The following is a 17,176-nucleotide window of genomic DNA, read 5'->3' on the forward strand; positions in this document are numbered from 1 at the left end:
CCGATGATACAGGGTTGGCGGCACCCCCGTTGCCAGCTATGCGCGTCTATATGGGCAAGGGCTGTATTAGCATTGCAATACAGCCGCGCTTGGGCTAGAACTGCCCCGCACAGGTTCATGCCCCAGGGAATCGGAAAAGGCTGATGGCAACCAAGTTTAGCGAAATCACTGCGGCGGACATGCGCTCTGCCATGATCGACAGCCAGCTGAGGACCAACGACGTTATTGACGCGGCGGTGGTCGGCGCGATGGCGGCGGTGCCGCGCGAGGCGCATGTCCCTGCCGCGCTTGCCAGCGTCGCATATATGGACCGCGCGATCGCGCTTGGTCATGGCCGCGCGCTCAACGCACCGCTGGTTACTGGCCGCCTGCTCGTCGCCGCGGCGATCCGTCCCGGGCAACGCGTGCTGCTGATTGGCAGCGCCACCGGTTACACCGCCGCGCTGCTCGTGCGGCTCGGCGCCGACGTACACGCCGTCGAGGAACAACCCGAGCTGATGGCGATGGCACAGGCGGCGACCGTCGACGCGAAGATACATTGGGTTGCCGGACCGCTGAGCGCTGGCGCCCCCGATGCCGCGGCGTTCGACCGCATCATTATCGAAGGCGCAATCGACACGCTGCCCGACGCGCTTGCCGCACAGCTGGCCGAGGGTGGCCGCCTGGTCGCGGCGCGCCGCGACGGCGCGGTCACCCGGCTGGTCCAGGGGGTGAAGGCCGGCGGCGCGATCGCGCTGCGCAGCTTCGCTGATATGGATGCCGCGCCGCTGCCCGGCTTTGCTGCCCCGGCCGGCTTCCAATTCTAAAGCCATATCCCTCCTTGTTTCAGGCTGACATAACGATGCTCGATACCGATAAAAAACGGCCCCTCTCTCGCGCACGCTGGCTTGCCGGGCTTGCCATCGGCGCCTTGACGCTGTCGTCGGCGGCGCACGCCGAAACGCTGCAGGATGCGCTGGCGAAGGCTTATGAAAACAACCCGACGCTGACTGCGGCCCGCGCTGGACAACGTGCCAACGACGAAAATGTACCGATCCAGAAAGCCGCTGGCTTGCCGAATGTCGGGGTCGGGGTCGATTATCAGGAAAATCTGGTCCTGCCTGGCAACAGCTTCTTCTCGCCCAAACGCTTCGTCAGCGTCGGCGGACAAGTTTCGGTGCCGATCTATCAAGGCGGCGCGGTGCGCAACGCGGTAAAGGCCGCCAAATATCGTGTCGAAGCGGGCCAGGCCGACCTGCGCGCGACCGAGGCGAGCATTTTTTCGCAGACCGTCGGCGCCTATATGGACGTCATCCGTGACCAGGCGATCGTCCAGCTGAACCAAAAGAATGTCGCGGTGCTGCGCACCAATTTGCAGGCATCGAGCGACCGGTTCGAGATCGGCGATCTTACGCGCACCGACGTCGCGCAGTCGGAGGCGCGGCTCGCGCTGGCCGAGGGTGATTTGCGTACGGCGGAGGCCAGCCTCATCGCCAGCCGCGAATCCTATACCCGTCTCGTCGGTGACGCGCCGGTCGACCTTGAACAACCCCCACAGCTACCAAACCTGCCCGCATCGCCTGATGAAGCAGTCGCAATCGCGCTGACCAGCAATCCCGACATCGAGGCCGCGAATCAGGTCATCAATGCCAGTCGCGCCGACATCGGCGTCGCGCGTGCAACGCGGCTGCCCACGCTGTCGGCGACGACCAGCGCCGGTTATAATAACAATCTGAATTCGGTGAATGACCCGACGTCAGACAATACAACAAAACGCGCTTCGGCCGGGCTGTCATTGTCGATCCCGATCTTTCAGGGTGGGCGCCCGTCGGCGCAGGTCCGTCAAGCGCAGTCGCGCACCAGCCAGTCGATCGAAAATTATGTCGAGGTCGAACGCAGCGTGATCGCCCAGACGCGCGCCGCCTATGCCGCGTGGCGCGCGAACGAACAGATCATCGCCGCGACGCAGCAGGCGGTGAGCGCCAACGGGCTTTCGCTGGAAGGCGTACGCGCCGAAAACAGCGTCGGGACACGGTCGATTCTCGACATTTTGAACGCCGAACAGGAATATTTGAACACCCAGGTTCAGCTCGTGTCGGCGCAGCGCAACAGCTATGTCGCGGCCTTCTCGGTCCTTGCCGCGATGGGCAAGGCCGAAGCCCGCGATTTGGGGATCGAAGGCGGTGCGCTTTACGATCCCGAAGTCAATTACAAGCGCGTGCGCGGGCAGATTTGGGACTGGGCCGACGACCCGGCGCCGCAGCAGCAGGCAACCGACACGCGCGCCGTTCCGGCCGCCACTGCGAGCGTACCGGTGGGTCCGCCCGCGCTGTCGTCACAATAACGCTTGGCAAAACACGCCCCAAATCGGTAAGACGACGGTTAACCATACGGTAACGGTGATGGTTTAGGGGGCTAGTGTATGGGCGATATGTCGCGGGAACCATCGATGGAAGATATTTTATCGTCGATTCGTCGCGTGATCGCACGGGATGAGGCGCCGGGTTCGGTACGCGATATCCGCGTCCCCGAGGCCGACGACATTCTCGACCTTCAGGACGAAGAAGATGAAGTCGCCGCCGAGGCGGCGACCGAGGCCGACGAGCTGGTTTCCGAAGCCAGCGCCGGCGCCGCGCGCCAATCACTCGAAGCGCTGACTGCAGCAATCGCCCCGACGGTCGCCGCTGCCGCAGTAACCGCGCCTGCGACCGCCGGGCGCACGATGGAAGATGTGGTCATTGACGCGTTGCGCCCGATGCTCAAAGATTGGCTCGACAGCAACCTGCCGCCGCTGGTCGAGGCGATGGTGGCCAAGGAAATCAGCCGGATTACCGGGCGGCGGATTTAATCAAACCCACAGATCTGGTCTGAACGATCTGCCCGGAACTTGTCGAAGGGCCGTCTTTTCCTCACGCGACAGATCGGAAGCGCGGTGCTTCGGCAAGCCCAGCACGAACGGGCGAAACGGAATCGCGATTTCCTCGGTGAGCCTATCTATCCCGCCCAATCTTCCAGCAAATAGCGCGCGATTGCCAGCGGCGGCGGCGCCGTGAACGGCGCACCCATATCGCCCGCGAGCGCAGCGCGCACGTCGGTCTTTTCGACCCACATCGCTGCCTCGATCTCGGTCGTATCCAGCGTCAGCGCCGGATCGGTCGCGACAGCACGGCAACCGATCATCAGCGACGACGGGAACGGCCAAGGCTGGCTCGCCACATAGGTTACGTCCGAAACGCGGATGCCCGCTTCCTCGAACAATTCGCGCGCCACCGCTTCCTCGAGCGATTCGCCTGGCTCGACGAAACCAGCCAGCGCCGAGAAGAATCCTGGTGGAAAGCCGCCCTGCCGACCGACCAAAACGCGATCTTCAAACTCGGCGAGCATGATCACCACGGGGTCGACGCGCGGAAAATGTTCGGCGTTGCAACTGCCACAGCGGCGTCCCCAACCGGCACGAAACACCGTCGTCGGCGTGCCGCACACCGCGCAAAAGCGGTGCCGCGCGTGCCAGTCGACCAGACTGCGCGCGCCGCCGTAAAGAGCCGCCTCTTCGCCTGAGAGCAGGGGCAGCAAGCGCATGACGGTGCGCGACCGTGCATCGATGCGCGACGCGGCAGCCGCTTCGCGCACAAAATGCGGGATTCCATCGCCATCGAGTCCAAGCAGCAGCAGCGCGCGGTCATCGGCAGGGTCGAGCGCGTCCCACAGCAGGCCGCCGCCCTCGCCTGGCACGAAGTCGATCCCGTCGAGCGTCAGGCACCGCGCGCGCGGATCGGCGACCGCGGCAGCGAAGCCGTCGGCATCGCTGCGCAACGGATCGGCGCGGTCGAGCCACGCGCCGGTGAACCCCAGCGGCAACGGCATCAGCCGATCACATCCTTGAAGAAGGTTTCGCCGAACTTTTCCTGAAACGGCAGCGCGCCCGAGGGCATATATTGGGCGTAGCCCGCGACGCGATACCCCAGCCCCCGGTGGACGAAACCGATCGTCCCCGCTGCCCCTGCCCAGCCGAAAATGCCCTCGCCACCCGGCGAACTCGGCAGCGACACGCGGCCGCCGGCGCCAAAGCCCTGGCCATCGATAAACGTCCCCTTGCGATCGACGCTGTCGGCCAGCAGATTCGACATCGCGAGCCGCGCGGTTTCGGCCTTCATCACCCGCACGCCGCCCGTCGCGCCTTCCCCCAGCAGCATCGCGAGGAAGCGGTCGTAATCGCGCGCGCTCGACACCAGCCCGCCGCCGCCGAACGGATAGGGCGGCGGATCGAGATAGATGGAACTGGTCGCCGGATCGAAGGGGATCAGCGCGCCGCCATAGGGGGCGTAGTTGGTGGTGAAGCGCCCGACGTCCTTTGCCGCGACCATGAAGCTGGTGCTCGTCATGCCGAGCGGGTCGAACAGCCGCGCTTTCAGGAAAGCATCGAAGGACTGGCCCGATACGACCTCGATCAGCCGCCCCATCAGGTCGAGGGCGATCGAATAGCTCCACTTGGTCCCGGGCTCATATACGAGCGGCAGCGCCGCCAGGCGATCGGCCATCGCCGCCAAACTCGGCGCGGGGGTTACTGGCGCAAAGCCCGGGATCGGAAGGCGGCTGGCCGAGCCGCCGACGATGCCGGCATCGTCATAGGCCTTTTTGATCGGGCCTTTCTGGATGATATTATAGCCCAGGCCTGCGGTGTGGGTGAGCAGGTGACGCACCGTGATCGGGGTCTTGGCCGGATGCACGGCGGTGATCGATCCGTCGGGGGTGTCCTGAACTTGCATTTTGGCGAAGGCGGGCAGGAAATCGGCGATCGGCTGGTCGAGCTTCATCTTGCCATCTTCGATCAGCAGCATCGCCGCGATGCCGGTGATCGGCTTGGTCATCGAATAGAGGCGCCACAGCGTGTCGGGGCCGACCGGGGTCGTCGAATCGTTCGACTGCACTCCGGCGCCGAAAAACACCGCCGCCTCCTGTCCCTTGCCGATCGCGGCGAGGGTGCCGGCGAGTTCGCGGCGATCGACGAAGCCTTTGATGAAGGCATGGGTCGCGGGATAGAGCCCGGCGCCGTCGACCTTCCATGCCAGTGCGGCGCGCGGCAGCAACGCGGCGCCGCCGCCCAGCGCGATGCTGCCGAGCAGCGCCCGGCGTGAAACCATCATGTTCATGTGCGTCTCTCCAGCATCATCTTGTCGACCAGCTTGCGATAGAGCGTCGGCAGGCCCGCCGCGTCAAGGTCCGAGATCGGCCACCATTCGCCTTCCGCTGCGGCAGCGGGGGTTTCGGGGGGTGATTGGCGCTGCACGAGTTTCAGCGTCAGGTCGAAATGGGTGAAGCCATGATCGACCTCGGCGATGCCCGACTCGGTCGGGCGCGCATCGGTCCAGTCGCCGCCGGGCAGCGCACGCATCCCGCCGAGCATCCCTTTGTCAGGACGCCGGACGAGCCAGATCCGCGCGTCGCGCTCGATCCAATGCGCCAGCCCGTAACGATGCGGCTTCGCCTTCTTTGGCGGCTTGACCGGCAGGCGTTCGATGTCCGACCGCCCGCGCGCGCGGCAATCGTCCATCAGCGGACAAATCGCGCAGGCGGGGTTTCGCGGCGTGCAAATGGTCGCCCCGAGGTCCATCAGCGCCTGCGCAAAATCGCCGGGCCGGTCAGCAGGCACGAGCGGCGCCAGCGCGGCACGTATCTCGCGCTTCGCCATCGGCAGCGGGGTCTCAATCATCCGGTGGCGTGCGATCACACGTTCGATATTGGCATCGACGACGACCGCCGCGCGGCCAAAGGCAATCGCCGCCACCGACGCCGCGGTATAGTCGCCTATACCCGGCAGCGCGCGCAAGGCCGCCTCACTGTCCGGAAAGCGGCCGCCATGATCCGCGACCACGGCGCGGGCGCAGGCGATCAGATTGCGGGCGCGCGCATAATATCCCAGCCCGGCCCACGCCGCCATGACATCGGCATCGTCGGCCGCCGCCAGATCAGCCACCGTCGGCCATTGTTCAGTGAAGCGCCCAAAATAGCCCGCGACCGCAGCGACCGTCGTCTGCTGCAACATGACCTCGGCCAGCCAGATGCGATAGGGATCGGGTACTTCGTCGCTGCCCGGCGCGATCCGCCACGACAGCACCCGCGCGGCGCGATCATACCACGCCAACAGGCGCGCCGCGACGCTATCGCCGGCATCACCTGTCGACTCACTGGTACATGGGGAAGTCTGGACGCTCACCCCCCGCCTATGGCATGGCACCCGCGATGACGAAAGATACGGGAGAAGACGCGCCGGCCAAAAAGGCGAAGGGGAAGGCAAAACCTGCCAAGCCCGCAGCGCGCATCTATGAACGCCCGCGCGGCGGCGAAGCACGCATGATTTCCGACCTTGTTCCCGAAATCGGCCGCGCCGCCTTTCGCAAATTTGGCTTTATCCAAAGCTCGGTGGTCAGCCGCTGGCGCGAAATCGTGGGCGACCGGCTGGCCGACGTCACCCAGCCCGCGATGATCCGCTTTCCCGTGGGCGCCAAGGCAGGCGGCACGCTGCACCTGACGATCAGCGGCGCGCATGCCCCGATGCTGCAACATGTCGCGCCGGACATCCTCGCCGCGGTCAACCGCTTTTTTGGCTATGCTGCGGTATCGCAGGTGCGCATGACGCATGGCCAAGTCACCCCCGCCGCGCCCGTTCAGCCACCGGCAATGCTCAAACCCGTACCCGCCGAACTGGGGGATAGTCTTCGCGACATCGGCGACCCGGAACTGCGCACCGTGCTCGAACGCATGGCGTCGGGACTGGCGACCGCACCGAAACTCCCCCGGATCAGTTGAAGAAAGACCTGCCGACGATGTCCGTTTTTGACGATTCCCCGCTCGATCGCCGCACTGCGGTGCTGGCGATATCGGGCGCCGCGCTGACGCTGATCGCCGCGACTCCAGCCAAACCTGCACTCTGGTCATCGAAGGTGTCCACTAGCCCGGTCGGCGCGCATGTCGTCGGCAACCCGGCGGCAAAGGTCCGGCTGGTCGAATATTTCAGCTACACCTGCCATGTCTGTGCCGATTTCGCCAAGCTGGGTTCAGCGCCGCTCAAGGCGCAATATGTCGATCGAGGGCTGGTCCTGTTCGAATATCGCAATCTGGTGCGCGACCCGGTCGATATGACCGCGGCGCTGCTCGCGCGCTGCGGCGGACCGGCAGCATTCGCGCGCAACCATCAGGCGATTTTTGCTGCTTTCGACACTTGGATGGCCAAGGTGACAAAATCCACCGACGCACAGAAAACCAGCTGGTTCGAAGGCACCACCGCCCAGCGCGCGCGCAAGATCGCCGCCGACACCGGGCTCGCCGCGCTGATGCGCGCGCGCGGCTACTCGCAGGCACAGCTTGACGCCGCTCTCGACAGCGAGGTCGCGCAGGCCGAGTTGACCGGTATGACCAATATCGGGCGGGGGACCGACCGTGTCGGCGGTACCCCGACCTTTTTCGTCAACGGCCGCAACGCAGAAGTAACGTCATGGCCCGCGCTCAAATCGAAACTCGACCAAGCGATCAAGGGATCGTAAAAGCCTCGCATATTCAGTTTCCGGAGAACATCGCATCATGACCGCATCGCTTCGTATCGCCCTTTTGTCGTCGCTCGGCGCGCTCGCTCTCGCCGGTTGCGGCGGCGGCGCCACCGACACATCCAAAGAACAGGACGTCGTCGCCAAGGTGGCCGCGCCCGCTGGCAAGACTTGGTCGCAGGTCGTGCGCGTCGATGGCGACGGGGTGGTTATGGGCAACCCCGACGCACCGATTAAGCTCGAGGAATTCGGCGCTTTTACCTGTGGCCATTGCGCGCAGTTCGCCAAGGATTCGCACGAGGAGTTGAAACGCGATTTCGTCGACACCGGCCGGGTGTCGTACAAGCTGACCCCGTTCATGCTCCACCCCGTCGACGCGATTGCGGGGGCGATCGTCAAATGCACCGGCCCCGACCGCTTCTTCCCGCTCGCCGACGCGACCTTCCTAGAACATGAGGCATTCATTGCAGGCGCGTCGAAGCCGGCGCCGGGGATTGAAGAATCGATGAAACTGCCGCCGGCGCAGCGCTTTGCCGCGCTCGCCAAGGGCTGGGGTATCGATCAATTCTATCAGCAGCGCGGTGTCCCCGCCGCGACGATTCAGCAATGCCTGAGCAAGGTCGAGAACGTCGAAGCGATCGAAAAGGGCACCAACGCCGGGGTCGCGAAATATCAGATCACCGGTACGCCGACATTTATCATCAACGGCCAGGTCGTCGAAGGCGTCGCCGCCTGGGGTCTGCTGCGCGACCGCCTGCGCACGATGGGCGCGCGCTGATCCGATTTTGCGGGGGGTGGGCATAAGCCTACCCCCTTGCGACTCCCCCGCCCGCGCGGCATGACCGCCGTCAGGGGGATATGTGACACCAAGGTTGCAACCGGTCCGATTCGATAGACTGCACGGGGACGTTCCGTGCAGATAAAACGGCTGCGCCTGACGGGTTTCAAATCCTTCGTCGAACCCACCGAGCTGCGGATCGAACCTGGGCTGACCGGCGTCGTCGGCCCCAATGGCTGCGGCAAGTCGAACCTGCTGGAGGCAATCCGCTGGGTGATGGGGGAATCCAGCCCCAAATCGATGCGCGGCGGCGGCATGGAGGATGTGATCTTCGCTGGCACCGCGTCGCGCCCGGCGCGCGATTTTGCCGAGGTCGCGCTGCACTGCGACACCGAAGGCGCACTCGTCGCGGGCCTGTCCGATGGCGGCGACGGCGACGATCTGGAGGTTATTCGTCGCATCGAGCGCGGCACCGGCAGCGCCTATCGCGCCAACGGCCGCGACGTGCGCGCCAAGGACGTCGCGCTGATCTTTGCCGACGCCGCGACCGGTGCACACAGCCCGGCGCTGGTCAGCCAGGGCAAGATTGCCAATGTCATCGCCGCAAAACCGACCGACCGCCGCGCGATGCTGGAAGAAGCGGCGGGCATCGCCGGGCTGCATGTGCGCCGCAAGGATGCCGAACAGAAACTGCGCGCGACCGAAACCAACCTGACGCGCCTGTCCGAAATCACCGCCGACATGGAAGCGCGCGCCAACGCGTTGCGTCGTCAGGCGCGCGCCGCCGAACGCTATAAGAAACTGAGCGACGAAATCCGTATTACTGAGGGACGGCTGATCTATGCGCGCTGGCGCGATGCCGCCGCCGCCGCCGATCAGGCGCGCCGCGATTCGGATGCCGCCGAGGCTGCGGTCAAAACCGCGCAGCACGAACTCGAAACTGTGTCTGCAGCACAGACCGAGGTCGCGACCCGTGTCGCCGCGGCGCGCAGCGATGCGCAGGCGCAGCGCGATGCGCTGGCCGAGGCTACCGCGAACCAGGTTCGGCTGCTGGGCGAGGAGCGCGCGGCGCGCCAGCGGCTCGACGACCTTGCGGCGCAGCAGGCGCGGCTCGCCGACGATCGAGCGCGCGAGGGCGAATTGGCCCGCGAGGCGCATGGCGCGCTGACCGCGCTGGACGCCGAAAGCAAAGCGCTGGCGCACGACATCGCGGAGCGCGATGCGGGTAAATCGGCGCTCGCCGACGCGAGTCTGGCGGCGCAAGCGCGGCTGCGCGATGCCGAGATTGCGCTGGCGCAGGCGCGCGCCAAGGCAGCGAGCGAAGCCGCCGACCGGCGCATTGCGGTGTCGGCCCGCGAAAGCGCCGACGCCGCCATCCGCCGGATCGCCGCCGACAAGGCGCGCGTCGATGCCGAAATCACCGCGCTGGGCGATAGCGCCGCGCTGGCGGCAGCTCGTGCCGATAGTCTGAAAACCGCCGATGCTGCCGAAACCGCGATCGCTGCCGCCGAAACCGCACTGCAAAATGCCGAAGCCGACCGCGAAGCGACCGCCGGCGATCTGGCGGGCATCGAAGCCGGACTGGCCGAAGCGCGTACCGCACTCGCCGCGCTCGACGGCGAAGCGGCGACCCTCGAACGCGCGCTCGCCGCCGGACGCCGCGACGAAGACCGCATCCTCGATCAACTCCGCGTCGCGCCCGGATATGAAGCCGCGCTCGCCGCCGCCTTGGGCGACGACCTCGACGCCGGGACCGACGGGGACGCGGCGCGCAGCTGGGGCGGCGCCGACGCCCGATCAGACGACCCCATATTGCCCGCTGGGACTCCCTCGCTCGCCGCATTCGTGACGGCTCCCGCCGCGCTAGCCCGCCGCCTCGCCCAGGTCGCAGTCGCCGACAGCGATGGCGGCCAGACGCTTGCGGTCGGCCAGCGGCTTGTCACCACCGATGGCGTGATGCGCCGCTGGGACGGTTTTGTCGCGCGCGGCGATGGCGCCACGGCGACCGAGCGCCTGCAACGCCAGAACCGGCTCGACGCGCTGGCGGCGCAGCGCCCGCAGATCGAGCTTGGCGTCCAGGAACTGCGCAATCGCCGTGACGCCACCGCCGCGCGGGCTGCCCAGCTGACCGAGGCGGCCGCCGCCGCACGCAAGGCGCTGGCGCAGGCCGACGAGGCGCGCCGCACCGCGCTACGCGCTGCCGACCAGGCGCAGGCGGCGATGGATCGCCATCGCGACGCCGCGGCATTGTTCGACCGGCGGCTGGCCGAGATCGCCGACCTGGCCCAGGAGGCCGTCGCCGCGCTGGCGGTGCAGGAAACCGCGCTCGCCGCGCTTCCCGACGACAGCATTGCGCGCGCCGCACTCGATACCGAGGAGCAGGCCGCTGAACGCGCACGAAGCGATGCGAACGGCGCCCGCGAAGCGCTCGCCGCGCATGAACGCGGCCTCGCGGCGCTGAGCGAACGGCAAGCGGTCGTCACTGCCGAAATCAAAAGCTGGAAAGCCCGCGCAGGCGAAGCGGCGCGGCGGGTGGCCGAGATGGACAAGCGCGCCGATGCACTAGCCGCCGAAGCGACCAAGATTGCCGATGCCCCCGCGCAGCTTGCTCAACAGCGCGCCGCCGCTGAAGCGCAGCAGGCGGGTCTGCGCGAGAAGGTCGCAGCGGCCGAGGCGCAGGAACGCGCTGCCGAAGCGGCGCTACGCGAGGCAGAGACCGCGCTGGCGGCGATCCGCGAACGCGTCGCTGCGGCGCGCGAAACCCGCGCCGGAGCGATCGCGCGCTCCGAAAATGCCGAGCTGCGCCGCATCGAAATGGGTCGTTTGTCGGGCGAGCGTTTCGAATGTCCGCCGCCGCTGTTGCCACAAAAGGTGGGATTCGACGGCGAAAGCGTTCGTGATGCGGGGCAGGAATCGGCGCAGCACGACCGGCTGATCGCGGACCGCGAGCGGCTTGGCCCGGTCAACCTCGTCGCCGCCGACGAACTCGTTGAACTCGACACCGAACGCGAAAAGAGCGCCGCCGAGATCGAGGAACTGACGCAGGCGGTGCACCGCCTTCGCGGGTCGATCGGCAACCTCAATCGCGAAGGCCGCGTCCGCCTGCTCGCCGCATTCGAGACCGTGAACGGTCATTTCCAGCGGCTGTTCACAACGTTGTTCGACGGCGGCCAGGCGCATCTCGAGCTGGTCGATTCGGACGATCCGCTCGAGGCCGGGCTCGAAATCATGGCGCAGCCGCCCGGCAAGCGCCTCGGCACACTGACCCTGCTATCGGGCGGCGAACAGGCGCTGACTGCCGTCGCACTGATCTTTGGCCTGTTCCTGACCAACCCGGCGCCGATCTGTGTCCTCGACGAGGTCGACGCGCCGCTCGACGATGCGAATATCGAGCGTTTCTGCGACCTGCTCGACCGGATGACGCGCGAGACCAACACCCGCTATCTGATCGTCACCCACAATGCGGTGACGATGGCGCGTATGCACCGCCTGTTCGGGGTCACCATGATCGAAAAGGGAGTCAGCCGGCTGGTGTCGGTCGACCTTGGCGCAGCAGAGGAACTGCTCGCAGCCGAATAGGCTAAGGCGCCATTCCGACCACCAGCATCGCCGCGAATATCAGCAATCCGGCAAAGCGATTGCTGCGGAACTTGGCGAGTGCGTCCTCGCCATTCGCGGGATCCAGCGTTATCACTTGCCCCATAAAATGTACCGCTGCAGGCAGCAGTGCGATGATCACCAGCGGATCGGGGCGCACCGCCCACAGCGCGCCGCCCCAGCATCCCAGCGCGAACGCATAACAGAGCGCGACCCCGCCCTTCACATGGCGCCCCATTGCACGGGCGCTCGATTTGACCCCGATCAGCATATCGTCCTCGATATCCTGGAGCGCATAGATGGTGTCGTAACCGATCACCCACGCGATGCAGCCGGCATAGAGCAACGGCAGCGCGAATCCCGCTCCCTCGCTATCGGCACCGCCACTCACCGCGACCCAGGCGACAAGCGCACCCCAGCTGAACACCAGTCCCAGCCATGCCTGCGGCCACCAGGTGATACGCTTCATAAACGGATAGCCCGCAACCAGGATCAGGCTGGCGAGGGCGACGATCTGCGCCGGCCGTGGCAGCTGAAGCAGCACCAGCAGGCCGACCAGCGCCAGCAGAATCGCCCACAGAACGGCATTGCGGACCGACACCGCGCCACTCGCGATCGGGCGCGATGCGGTGCGCGCCACCTGCGCGTCGAGGTCGCGGTCGACGATGTCGTTATAGACGCAGCCCGCGCCGCGCATCGCAATCGCGCCGAGCAGCAGCCAAAGGAACAACGGCCAATGGCTGATCGCGCCGCCGCCCAGCCCCAGCGCAAAGGCGCAGGGCCAATAGAGCAGCCACCAGCCGATCGGGCGGTCGAACCGAGCGAGCAGCGCATAGGGGCGCACCGCGGCCGGCAGCAAGGCCATGAAACCACGAAGCTGGCTGTCGGGAGGATGGGGTGCGGTCATCGGCAGATGCCCGATAGCAGCCGCCGCGCCCGTGATAAATGCCTGATCTTTCCGTCAGACGACGGCCACGATCAAGTGGGGCAAAGCGACGGCGTGACGCCAGCGGACGGATAGACCCGCGTCAGATCGCGTCCTTCGCGAACATTATAGGCGGCCTCCGACCGGATCGTCTTCGGTCCCAGCCAGCTGCCATAGGCAATCGGTTGGTAGGTGTAGGTGAGTTCCACCACCATCACCGCCGTGCCTTGGACGGCAACAACCCGCTTGCCAACCGGACCCATGCCCGGGAACCCTGTCCCGGTGGCTCCCGTGCCCGCAGGACCATAAAACGACCGGACCGGCAGGTCGCCATAGCAGCGTTGCCATTTGATTGTTTGGCCGCCATCGGCGTTGCGTTCGAGGCTCGACAAGATGATGCGGCCGTTGCCACGCAAGTTCAGTCCGCGCGCCTGTTCTTCGGCGCCCGTGAACACCTCGTTGATATCCAGTTCGCGCACCTGCGGCAGCGACATATTCGTGCCAAAGGCAATTCTTGACGCATTGTCGGCGGCGCTGAGGCTGATCTGGCTGATCCGCGTGTTTACCAGGGTCAGATTGGCCATCTCGATCCCGCCAAAGCCGACAAGCACCAGCAGCGGGATACAAAAGGCCATTTCGATCAAGACCGTGGCGCGGTTGTCGCGTGCAAATCGGCGGCGCAACATACGGCGCGCGGCCAATTTCGTCCGGATTGAAAAGAGGATCATGGGCATACGCGCCTGCTTGTTTCGGTGTTGTTGTTGTACGGCTGGTTACGCAACACGGACGTCGATCGAAGCGTCGTATGGTCCGATTGACCGAGCATGCGCCATACCGGCAGTACGTTTTCAAAGGTCATGCTGACGGTGTAGAGTACGACGTCTTCGGCGCCGCCATTGCCTTCCAAACCGCGATCTCGGTCGTAGGTGCTGTTGCCATTCAGGTCGGTAAAGCACTCGTTGGAGTCACGAACGCCATTGTACGGCGTCAGGTCCTCCCACGGTTCGGGTCGGCCGATCGCGTCGTAACTCTCATAGGCTTTCCGCGAGAAACTCACCTGCGCGTCCTTGAACACCACGAGAACCTTTGCGCGGACAGAGGCATCAAGCCCGGCCTGATCGAGCGCGTTGCCCTCCAGCGTCGCGGCACGCGCGGCATTGCTGACCGCGCCCTGCAGCACGTGCTGGCCATAAAATTTCCAGCCATAGTCGATGATGCCGAGCAGCAGCAGCAAGAACACCGGCGCCGTCAGGGCAAATTCGACCATCGCCGTTCCACGGCTGTCACGACCGAGACGGCTGCGGTTCACGAGGAGCCGACGGATCATTGCGACAACCTCAATTTCGAAATCTGCCGGGCGATCGCCTGGAACTGTTCGTTGAGCTGCGCGGCGTTATTCGCCTGATAGGCAGCACCGGGCGACGCGCAGTTGCGCAGATTGGTGGTCAAAGTCGTGCCGAAACTGACAACCCAGATGGTGGTGTTGTTGCCCCTTGCCTGCGCACAGATTTGCTGGAAGCGGTTCGTGTGGCGGTTGACGGCATCAGTGTCGCTGCTGGCGCCGATCCGGCCGGTCGATCGCTCCTCGCTCTGGAACGAGAAGTTGTTGCGCGGCGCCGTCGGATCGCCGTCGGTCATGAACACGATGTGCCGGTTGATCGGCCGGTTGTTCGGCGCGGTCGCATTTTCGGCCGCGAGGATGCCCGTCGGCGATAACAGCCGTGCTCCCCACACCATCCCGACGTCATGATAGGTATAGCCTTGCGCCCGCAACGCATTGATCCGGTTCACAAAGGTCGAACGATCGGCCGCGGTCATCGTCGTGAGCCGCATTGCTGGCGGCGGACAGGCAGCGATGTCCGAACCGCTATCGGCCTGGTCGCCGAAGCTGCTGACGTTCGAGGTGCTGGTCGATGTCGTTTCGGCCGTTGATGCGCGACTATAAGCAAATTCAGGAAAGAACATCTTCCATTGCGTTCTGGCATCCGCGGTCGGCACCATATCGATGTTCATATCGAAGGCGTTCGACGGCGCCGTGCTGGTCGGGCCGAACGTTGTCGTGTCACGCTCGATGATGCAGCCGTCCCAGGTAAAGGTTTTGTCGACGCCGCGGGTTCCCGTCTTCAACGTCACCGCATTGCCCGATTTGGCCGGCGCGACGGGCAGGTCGAAGTTCTTGTACGTGAAGTAGCTGAACTGCTTGACCGGCGGCTGCGTCAGCGCCGAAGGCGTCGTTTCGGTATAGATATGGGGACGCGTTTGCCGCTGACAGCGGTTGCTGCTCCAGCGATAGGCATTGCGGGTGTAGGTCCAGTCCTGTTCGTTGTTATAGGTGGTAACGCGGTTCCCGTTGCTATCGAGATACTGCCCCGTCTGCGTGGTTCGCACCGCGCCCGACTTCGTCGCCGTCCCGCCAGCCGCCTGCGTCGGAATGACGCAATTCGCCTGCGTGATGCCGCTGCCAAAATTCGCCCAGGCCGACCAGCTGCTGCCCGACGTGGGATTGCCGGGATAGGTGGTACCACTGGGCGATCCGGTCGTGGTTGTCCCCGTACCCCAGACATCGACAAACGTCGCCACGCGCGTCGGCGTTGATGCGACGTCCGATATCCAATCCGGATTTTCCTCCAGCAGGATGGCGCCGACATTCACAGTGCCGCTGTACGGCACGACGCCGAACCTCAGGCGCCCGTCGCCCATGTCGGCGGTGGTGAGCGTATCGAAAAAATCGACGGCGGCGGTGCGCAGTGCTTCGATGCGCGACACCGAGTCGCCCGAATTGACCGTGTCCATCGACCCCGTCACATCGAGGACCATCATGATGTCGGTGTTGGAAACTTCGAGTTTTGCGGCGCATGACACCGCCAGGTTGAAATCGTTAAACCCGAATATCTTCATGATCTGGGCCGGAAGGCGCGCCGACGCCGACCCGGCGACATCCGACGCGTTCAGCGCCTGCGACGAAAAAGTCACACCGGTGCTGCCATAGGCGCCCGCGCTATAGTTGAATGCGAACATCTTGTTCGCCTCGGCCTTTGCCGCGTTGGTATAGGTGCCGCCCGCCTGTGCGCGGCGACCGGCAAGCACGCCAGCATCGCACGCCTGTTGCAGACGGAGCTGGGCCATATAGGCGCGGCCGATGTCGATCCCGGAACCGACCATGCCGAGCACAGGCACGATCGCGGCTGCGGTCAGCATCATCGCGTTGCCGCGCTGGTCGCGCGACAGCCTTTTTATGCCCCGCCGCAGCCGGGTGAATACGGTCCCTCGCATGGTCAAACCCCTCTTGGTCCAGACACGCGGCCCACTACAGATGCGGGTCTGGCACCTCGCACTAGGGCGAAACTGCTTACCAAACTGCTAATCGAGCGGCACCGGATACGGCTCGAAAACGGCCGTTTTGCCCCGGAACGGGACAATAAGGCTTGAGACACGTGGCAGGTGTGCAGAATAACAGTGTCTGCTATCGCGGAGTTATGCCCGCAACTCCCGCCTGGCCGCCCGCCAGCACGCCCCGTCTGTTCGTCAATTTGCCGCTTGCGCACGACGCTGAGCCATTAATCGACGGCGCTGCGGCGCATTATCTGCTGAACGTCATGCGGCTCAAGGTCGGCGCGCCGATTCTGTTGTTCGACAACCGCAGCGGCGAATGGCTGGCCAGCATCGTCGATGCGGGCAAGCGTGTCCTGACGGTCCGCATCGAACGCCAGACGCGTCCTATCGAACAGGTGCCGGATCTGTGGCTGTGCTTTGCGCCCGTTAAAAAAGCGCGGCTCGACTGGATCATCGAGAAAGCGACCGAGCTCGGCGTCGCCCGGTTGCAACCCATCATCACCGAACGCACGATCGTCGAACGGGTCAAGCGCGATCGGCTGGAGGCGCAGGTGATCGAGGCATGCGAGCAGTGCGGACGCACCGCGCTGCCGGTGCTTGGCCAGCCGGTCAAACTGGCGCAATTGCTGGCAGACTGGCCCGCCAATCGCGCATTGCTGTTCGCCGACGAAGCCGGCGGTGCACCGCTGGCTGCCATCGCGGCCCCGGCTCCCGCCGCGATCCTGATCGGCCCCGAGGGCGGTTTTACCGAACGCGAGCGCGATCTGTTGCTCGCAAACGCCGCGGTGCGCCAGATGACGCTGGGTCCGCGTATCCTGCGCGCCGAAACCGCCGCGATTGCGGCCACGAGCCTGTGGATGGCGCAGCATGGCGATTGGATGGCCGACCGTTGAATACCGAAATTGTTCCGTTCCCGGACAGTTTTCGCGCCAAGCCTCCGATTTTAACCGCATATTAGCTATGCCCTAGCATAGCAGCCCGATGCAACGGCAGGACCAGAGCCGATATTGCTGGCGTGGGGGT

The 17,176-nt window shown here is 65.3% G+C and carries 15 protein-coding genes; 8 read left to right on the forward strand and 7 right to left on the reverse strand.

The annotated features are described in order from the left end of the window. Positions 1 to 143 precede the first annotated feature (143 nt). The 3 genes from ACQY6T_RS12485 to ACQY6T_RS12495 all read left to right on the forward strand — a co-directional run bounded on the left by ACQY6T_RS12485 (position 144) and on the right by ACQY6T_RS12495 (position 2,827). Positions 144 to 806, forward strand: coding sequence for a protein-L-isoaspartate O-methyltransferase family protein (locus tag ACQY6T_RS12485; protein ID WP_428631126.1), 663 nt, complete (start codon positions 144 to 146; stop codon positions 804 to 806). A 35-nt stretch (positions 807 to 841) separates the two neighbouring features. Then, positions 842 to 2,323, forward strand: a complete 1,482-nt coding sequence (locus ACQY6T_RS12490; protein WP_428631127.1) for a TolC family outer membrane protein — start codon at positions 842 to 844, stop codon at positions 2,321 to 2,323. A 78-nt stretch (positions 2,324 to 2,401) separates the two neighbouring features. After that, positions 2,402 to 2,827: a DUF2497 domain-containing protein gene (locus tag ACQY6T_RS12495; protein ID WP_428631128.1), complete on the forward strand. Its 426-nt coding sequence runs from the start codon at positions 2,402 to 2,404 to the stop codon at positions 2,825 to 2,827. A 146-nt stretch (positions 2,828 to 2,973) separates the two neighbouring features. On the opposite strand, the gene nudC is transcribed toward ACQY6T_RS12495, so the two are convergent. The 3 genes from nudC to ACQY6T_RS12510 are packed head-to-tail and all read right to left on the reverse strand — an operon-like array spanning position 2,974 to position 6,193. Further along, on the reverse strand, positions 2,974 to 3,843 hold the full coding sequence (gene nudC, locus ACQY6T_RS12500; protein ID WP_428631130.1) for an NAD(+) diphosphatase: 870 nt from the start codon (positions 3,841 to 3,843) through the stop codon (positions 2,974 to 2,976). Beyond that, a complete protein-coding gene (locus ACQY6T_RS12505; RefSeq protein WP_428631131.1) occupies positions 3,843 to 5,129 on the reverse strand; it encodes a serine hydrolase domain-containing protein in 1,287 nt (428 codons plus the stop codon). Before ACQY6T_RS12505 ends, nudC begins: the two co-directional genes overlap by 1 nt. After that, positions 5,126 to 6,193 carry an A/G-specific adenine glycosylase gene (locus tag ACQY6T_RS12510; RefSeq protein WP_428631132.1) on the reverse strand — a complete coding sequence of 356 codons (1,068 nt, stop codon included), beginning with the start codon at positions 6,191 to 6,193 and terminating at the stop codon, positions 5,126 to 5,128. The genes ACQY6T_RS12505 and ACQY6T_RS12510 overlap by 4 nt, the downstream gene beginning before the upstream one ends. Before the next feature lie 26 nt (positions 6,194 to 6,219). On the opposite strand from ACQY6T_RS12510, the gene ACQY6T_RS12515 reads away from it, so the two are divergent. The 4 genes from ACQY6T_RS12515 to ACQY6T_RS12530 all read left to right on the forward strand — a co-directional run bounded on the left by ACQY6T_RS12515 (position 6,220) and on the right by ACQY6T_RS12530 (position 11,877). Further along, positions 6,220 to 6,786 (forward strand): DUF721 domain-containing protein, encoded by a 567-nt coding sequence (locus tag ACQY6T_RS12515; RefSeq protein ID WP_428631133.1) that lies wholly within the window; start codon positions 6,220 to 6,222, stop codon positions 6,784 to 6,786. A 17-nt stretch (positions 6,787 to 6,803) separates the two neighbouring features. Further along, a complete protein-coding gene (locus ACQY6T_RS12520) occupies positions 6,804 to 7,520 on the forward strand; it encodes a thioredoxin domain-containing protein (RefSeq protein WP_428631135.1) in 717 nt (238 codons plus the stop codon). Between the two features lie 37 nt (positions 7,521 to 7,557). Further along, positions 7,558 to 8,298 (forward strand): thioredoxin domain-containing protein, encoded by a 741-nt coding sequence (locus ACQY6T_RS12525; RefSeq protein ID WP_428631136.1) that lies wholly within the window; start codon positions 7,558 to 7,560, stop codon positions 8,296 to 8,298. Between the two features lie 135 nt (positions 8,299 to 8,433). Continuing rightward, positions 8,434 to 11,877 carry a chromosome segregation SMC family protein gene (locus ACQY6T_RS12530; RefSeq protein WP_428631137.1) on the forward strand — a complete coding sequence of 1,148 codons (3,444 nt, stop codon included), beginning with the start codon at positions 8,434 to 8,436 and terminating at the stop codon, positions 11,875 to 11,877. Between the two features lies 1 nt (position 11,878). Here the strand turns inward: ACQY6T_RS12530 and ubiA are convergent, their stop codons facing one another. The 4 genes from ubiA to ACQY6T_RS12550 all read right to left on the reverse strand — a co-directional run bounded on the left by ubiA (position 11,879) and on the right by ACQY6T_RS12550 (position 16,093). Then, complete coding sequence (gene ubiA, locus ACQY6T_RS12535) at positions 11,879 to 12,802, reverse strand: 4-hydroxybenzoate octaprenyltransferase (protein ID WP_428631138.1); 924 nt, start codon at positions 12,800 to 12,802, stop codon at positions 11,879 to 11,881. 71 nt (positions 12,803 to 12,873) lie between these two features. Next, on the reverse strand, positions 12,874 to 13,548 hold the full coding sequence (locus ACQY6T_RS12540) for a TadE/TadG family type IV pilus assembly protein (protein WP_428631139.1): 675 nt from the start codon (positions 13,546 to 13,548) through the stop codon (positions 12,874 to 12,876). After that, positions 13,545 to 14,147 (reverse strand): TadE/TadG family type IV pilus assembly protein, encoded by a 603-nt coding sequence (locus ACQY6T_RS12545; protein WP_428631140.1) that lies wholly within the window; start codon positions 14,145 to 14,147, stop codon positions 13,545 to 13,547. Before ACQY6T_RS12545 ends, ACQY6T_RS12540 begins: the two co-directional genes overlap by 4 nt. Continuing rightward, positions 14,144 to 16,093 carry a pilus assembly protein TadG-related protein gene (locus ACQY6T_RS12550; protein ID WP_428631142.1) on the reverse strand — a complete coding sequence of 650 codons (1,950 nt, stop codon included), beginning with the start codon at positions 16,091 to 16,093 and terminating at the stop codon, positions 14,144 to 14,146. Before ACQY6T_RS12550 ends, ACQY6T_RS12545 begins: the two co-directional genes overlap by 4 nt. Before the next feature lie 203 nt (positions 16,094 to 16,296). Here ACQY6T_RS12550 and ACQY6T_RS12555 point away from each other — a divergent pair, with 203 nt between their 5' ends. Continuing rightward, positions 16,297 to 17,046 carry a 16S rRNA (uracil(1498)-N(3))-methyltransferase gene (locus ACQY6T_RS12555; RefSeq protein ID WP_428631144.1) on the forward strand — a complete coding sequence of 250 codons (750 nt, stop codon included), beginning with the start codon at positions 16,297 to 16,299 and terminating at the stop codon, positions 17,044 to 17,046. The last annotated feature ends 130 nt before the right edge of the window (positions 17,047 to 17,176 follow it).

Origin of the sequence: Sphingopyxis sp., from assembly GCF_965279725.1 — a bacterium.
Taxonomy (GTDB): domain Bacteria; phylum Pseudomonadota; class Alphaproteobacteria; order Sphingomonadales; family Sphingomonadaceae; genus Sphingopyxis.

Excerpts from the sequence above, each read along its gene's own strand:
- ACQY6T_RS12485 (WP_428631126.1), top strand. The coding sequence starts at position 144 with ATGGCAACCAAGTTTAGCGAAATCACTGCGGCGGACATGCGCTCTGCC.
- ACQY6T_RS12490 (WP_428631127.1), top strand. The coding sequence starts at position 842 with ATGCTCGATACCGATAAAAAACGGCCCCTCTCTCGCGCACGCTGGCTT.
- ACQY6T_RS12495 (WP_428631128.1), top strand. The coding sequence starts at position 2,402 with ATGGGCGATATGTCGCGGGAACCATCGATGGAAGATATTTTATCGTCG.
- nudC (WP_428631130.1), bottom strand. The coding sequence starts at position 3,843 with ATGCCGTTGCCGCTGGGGTTCACCGGCGCGTGGCTCGACCGCGCCGAT.
- ACQY6T_RS12505 (WP_428631131.1), bottom strand. The coding sequence starts at position 5,129 with ATGAACATGATGGTTTCACGCCGGGCGCTGCTCGGCAGCATCGCGCTG.
- ACQY6T_RS12515 (WP_428631133.1), top strand. The coding sequence starts at position 6,220 with ATGACGAAAGATACGGGAGAAGACGCGCCGGCCAAAAAGGCGAAGGGG.
- ACQY6T_RS12520 (WP_428631135.1), top strand. The coding sequence starts at position 6,804 with ATGTCCGTTTTTGACGATTCCCCGCTCGATCGCCGCACTGCGGTGCTG.
- ACQY6T_RS12525 (WP_428631136.1), top strand. The coding sequence starts at position 7,558 with ATGACCGCATCGCTTCGTATCGCCCTTTTGTCGTCGCTCGGCGCGCTC.
- ubiA (WP_428631138.1), bottom strand. The coding sequence starts at position 12,802 with ATGACCGCACCCCATCCTCCCGACAGCCAGCTTCGTGGTTTCATGGCC.
- ACQY6T_RS12540 (WP_428631139.1), bottom strand. The coding sequence starts at position 13,548 with ATGATCCTCTTTTCAATCCGGACGAAATTGGCCGCGCGCCGTATGTTG.
- ACQY6T_RS12545 (WP_428631140.1), bottom strand. The coding sequence starts at position 14,147 with ATGATCCGTCGGCTCCTCGTGAACCGCAGCCGTCTCGGTCGTGACAGC.
- ACQY6T_RS12550 (WP_428631142.1), bottom strand. The coding sequence starts at position 16,093 with ATGCGAGGGACCGTATTCACCCGGCTGCGGCGGGGCATAAAAAGGCTG.
- ACQY6T_RS12555 (WP_428631144.1), top strand. The coding sequence starts at position 16,297 with ATGCCCGCAACTCCCGCCTGGCCGCCCGCCAGCACGCCCCGTCTGTTC.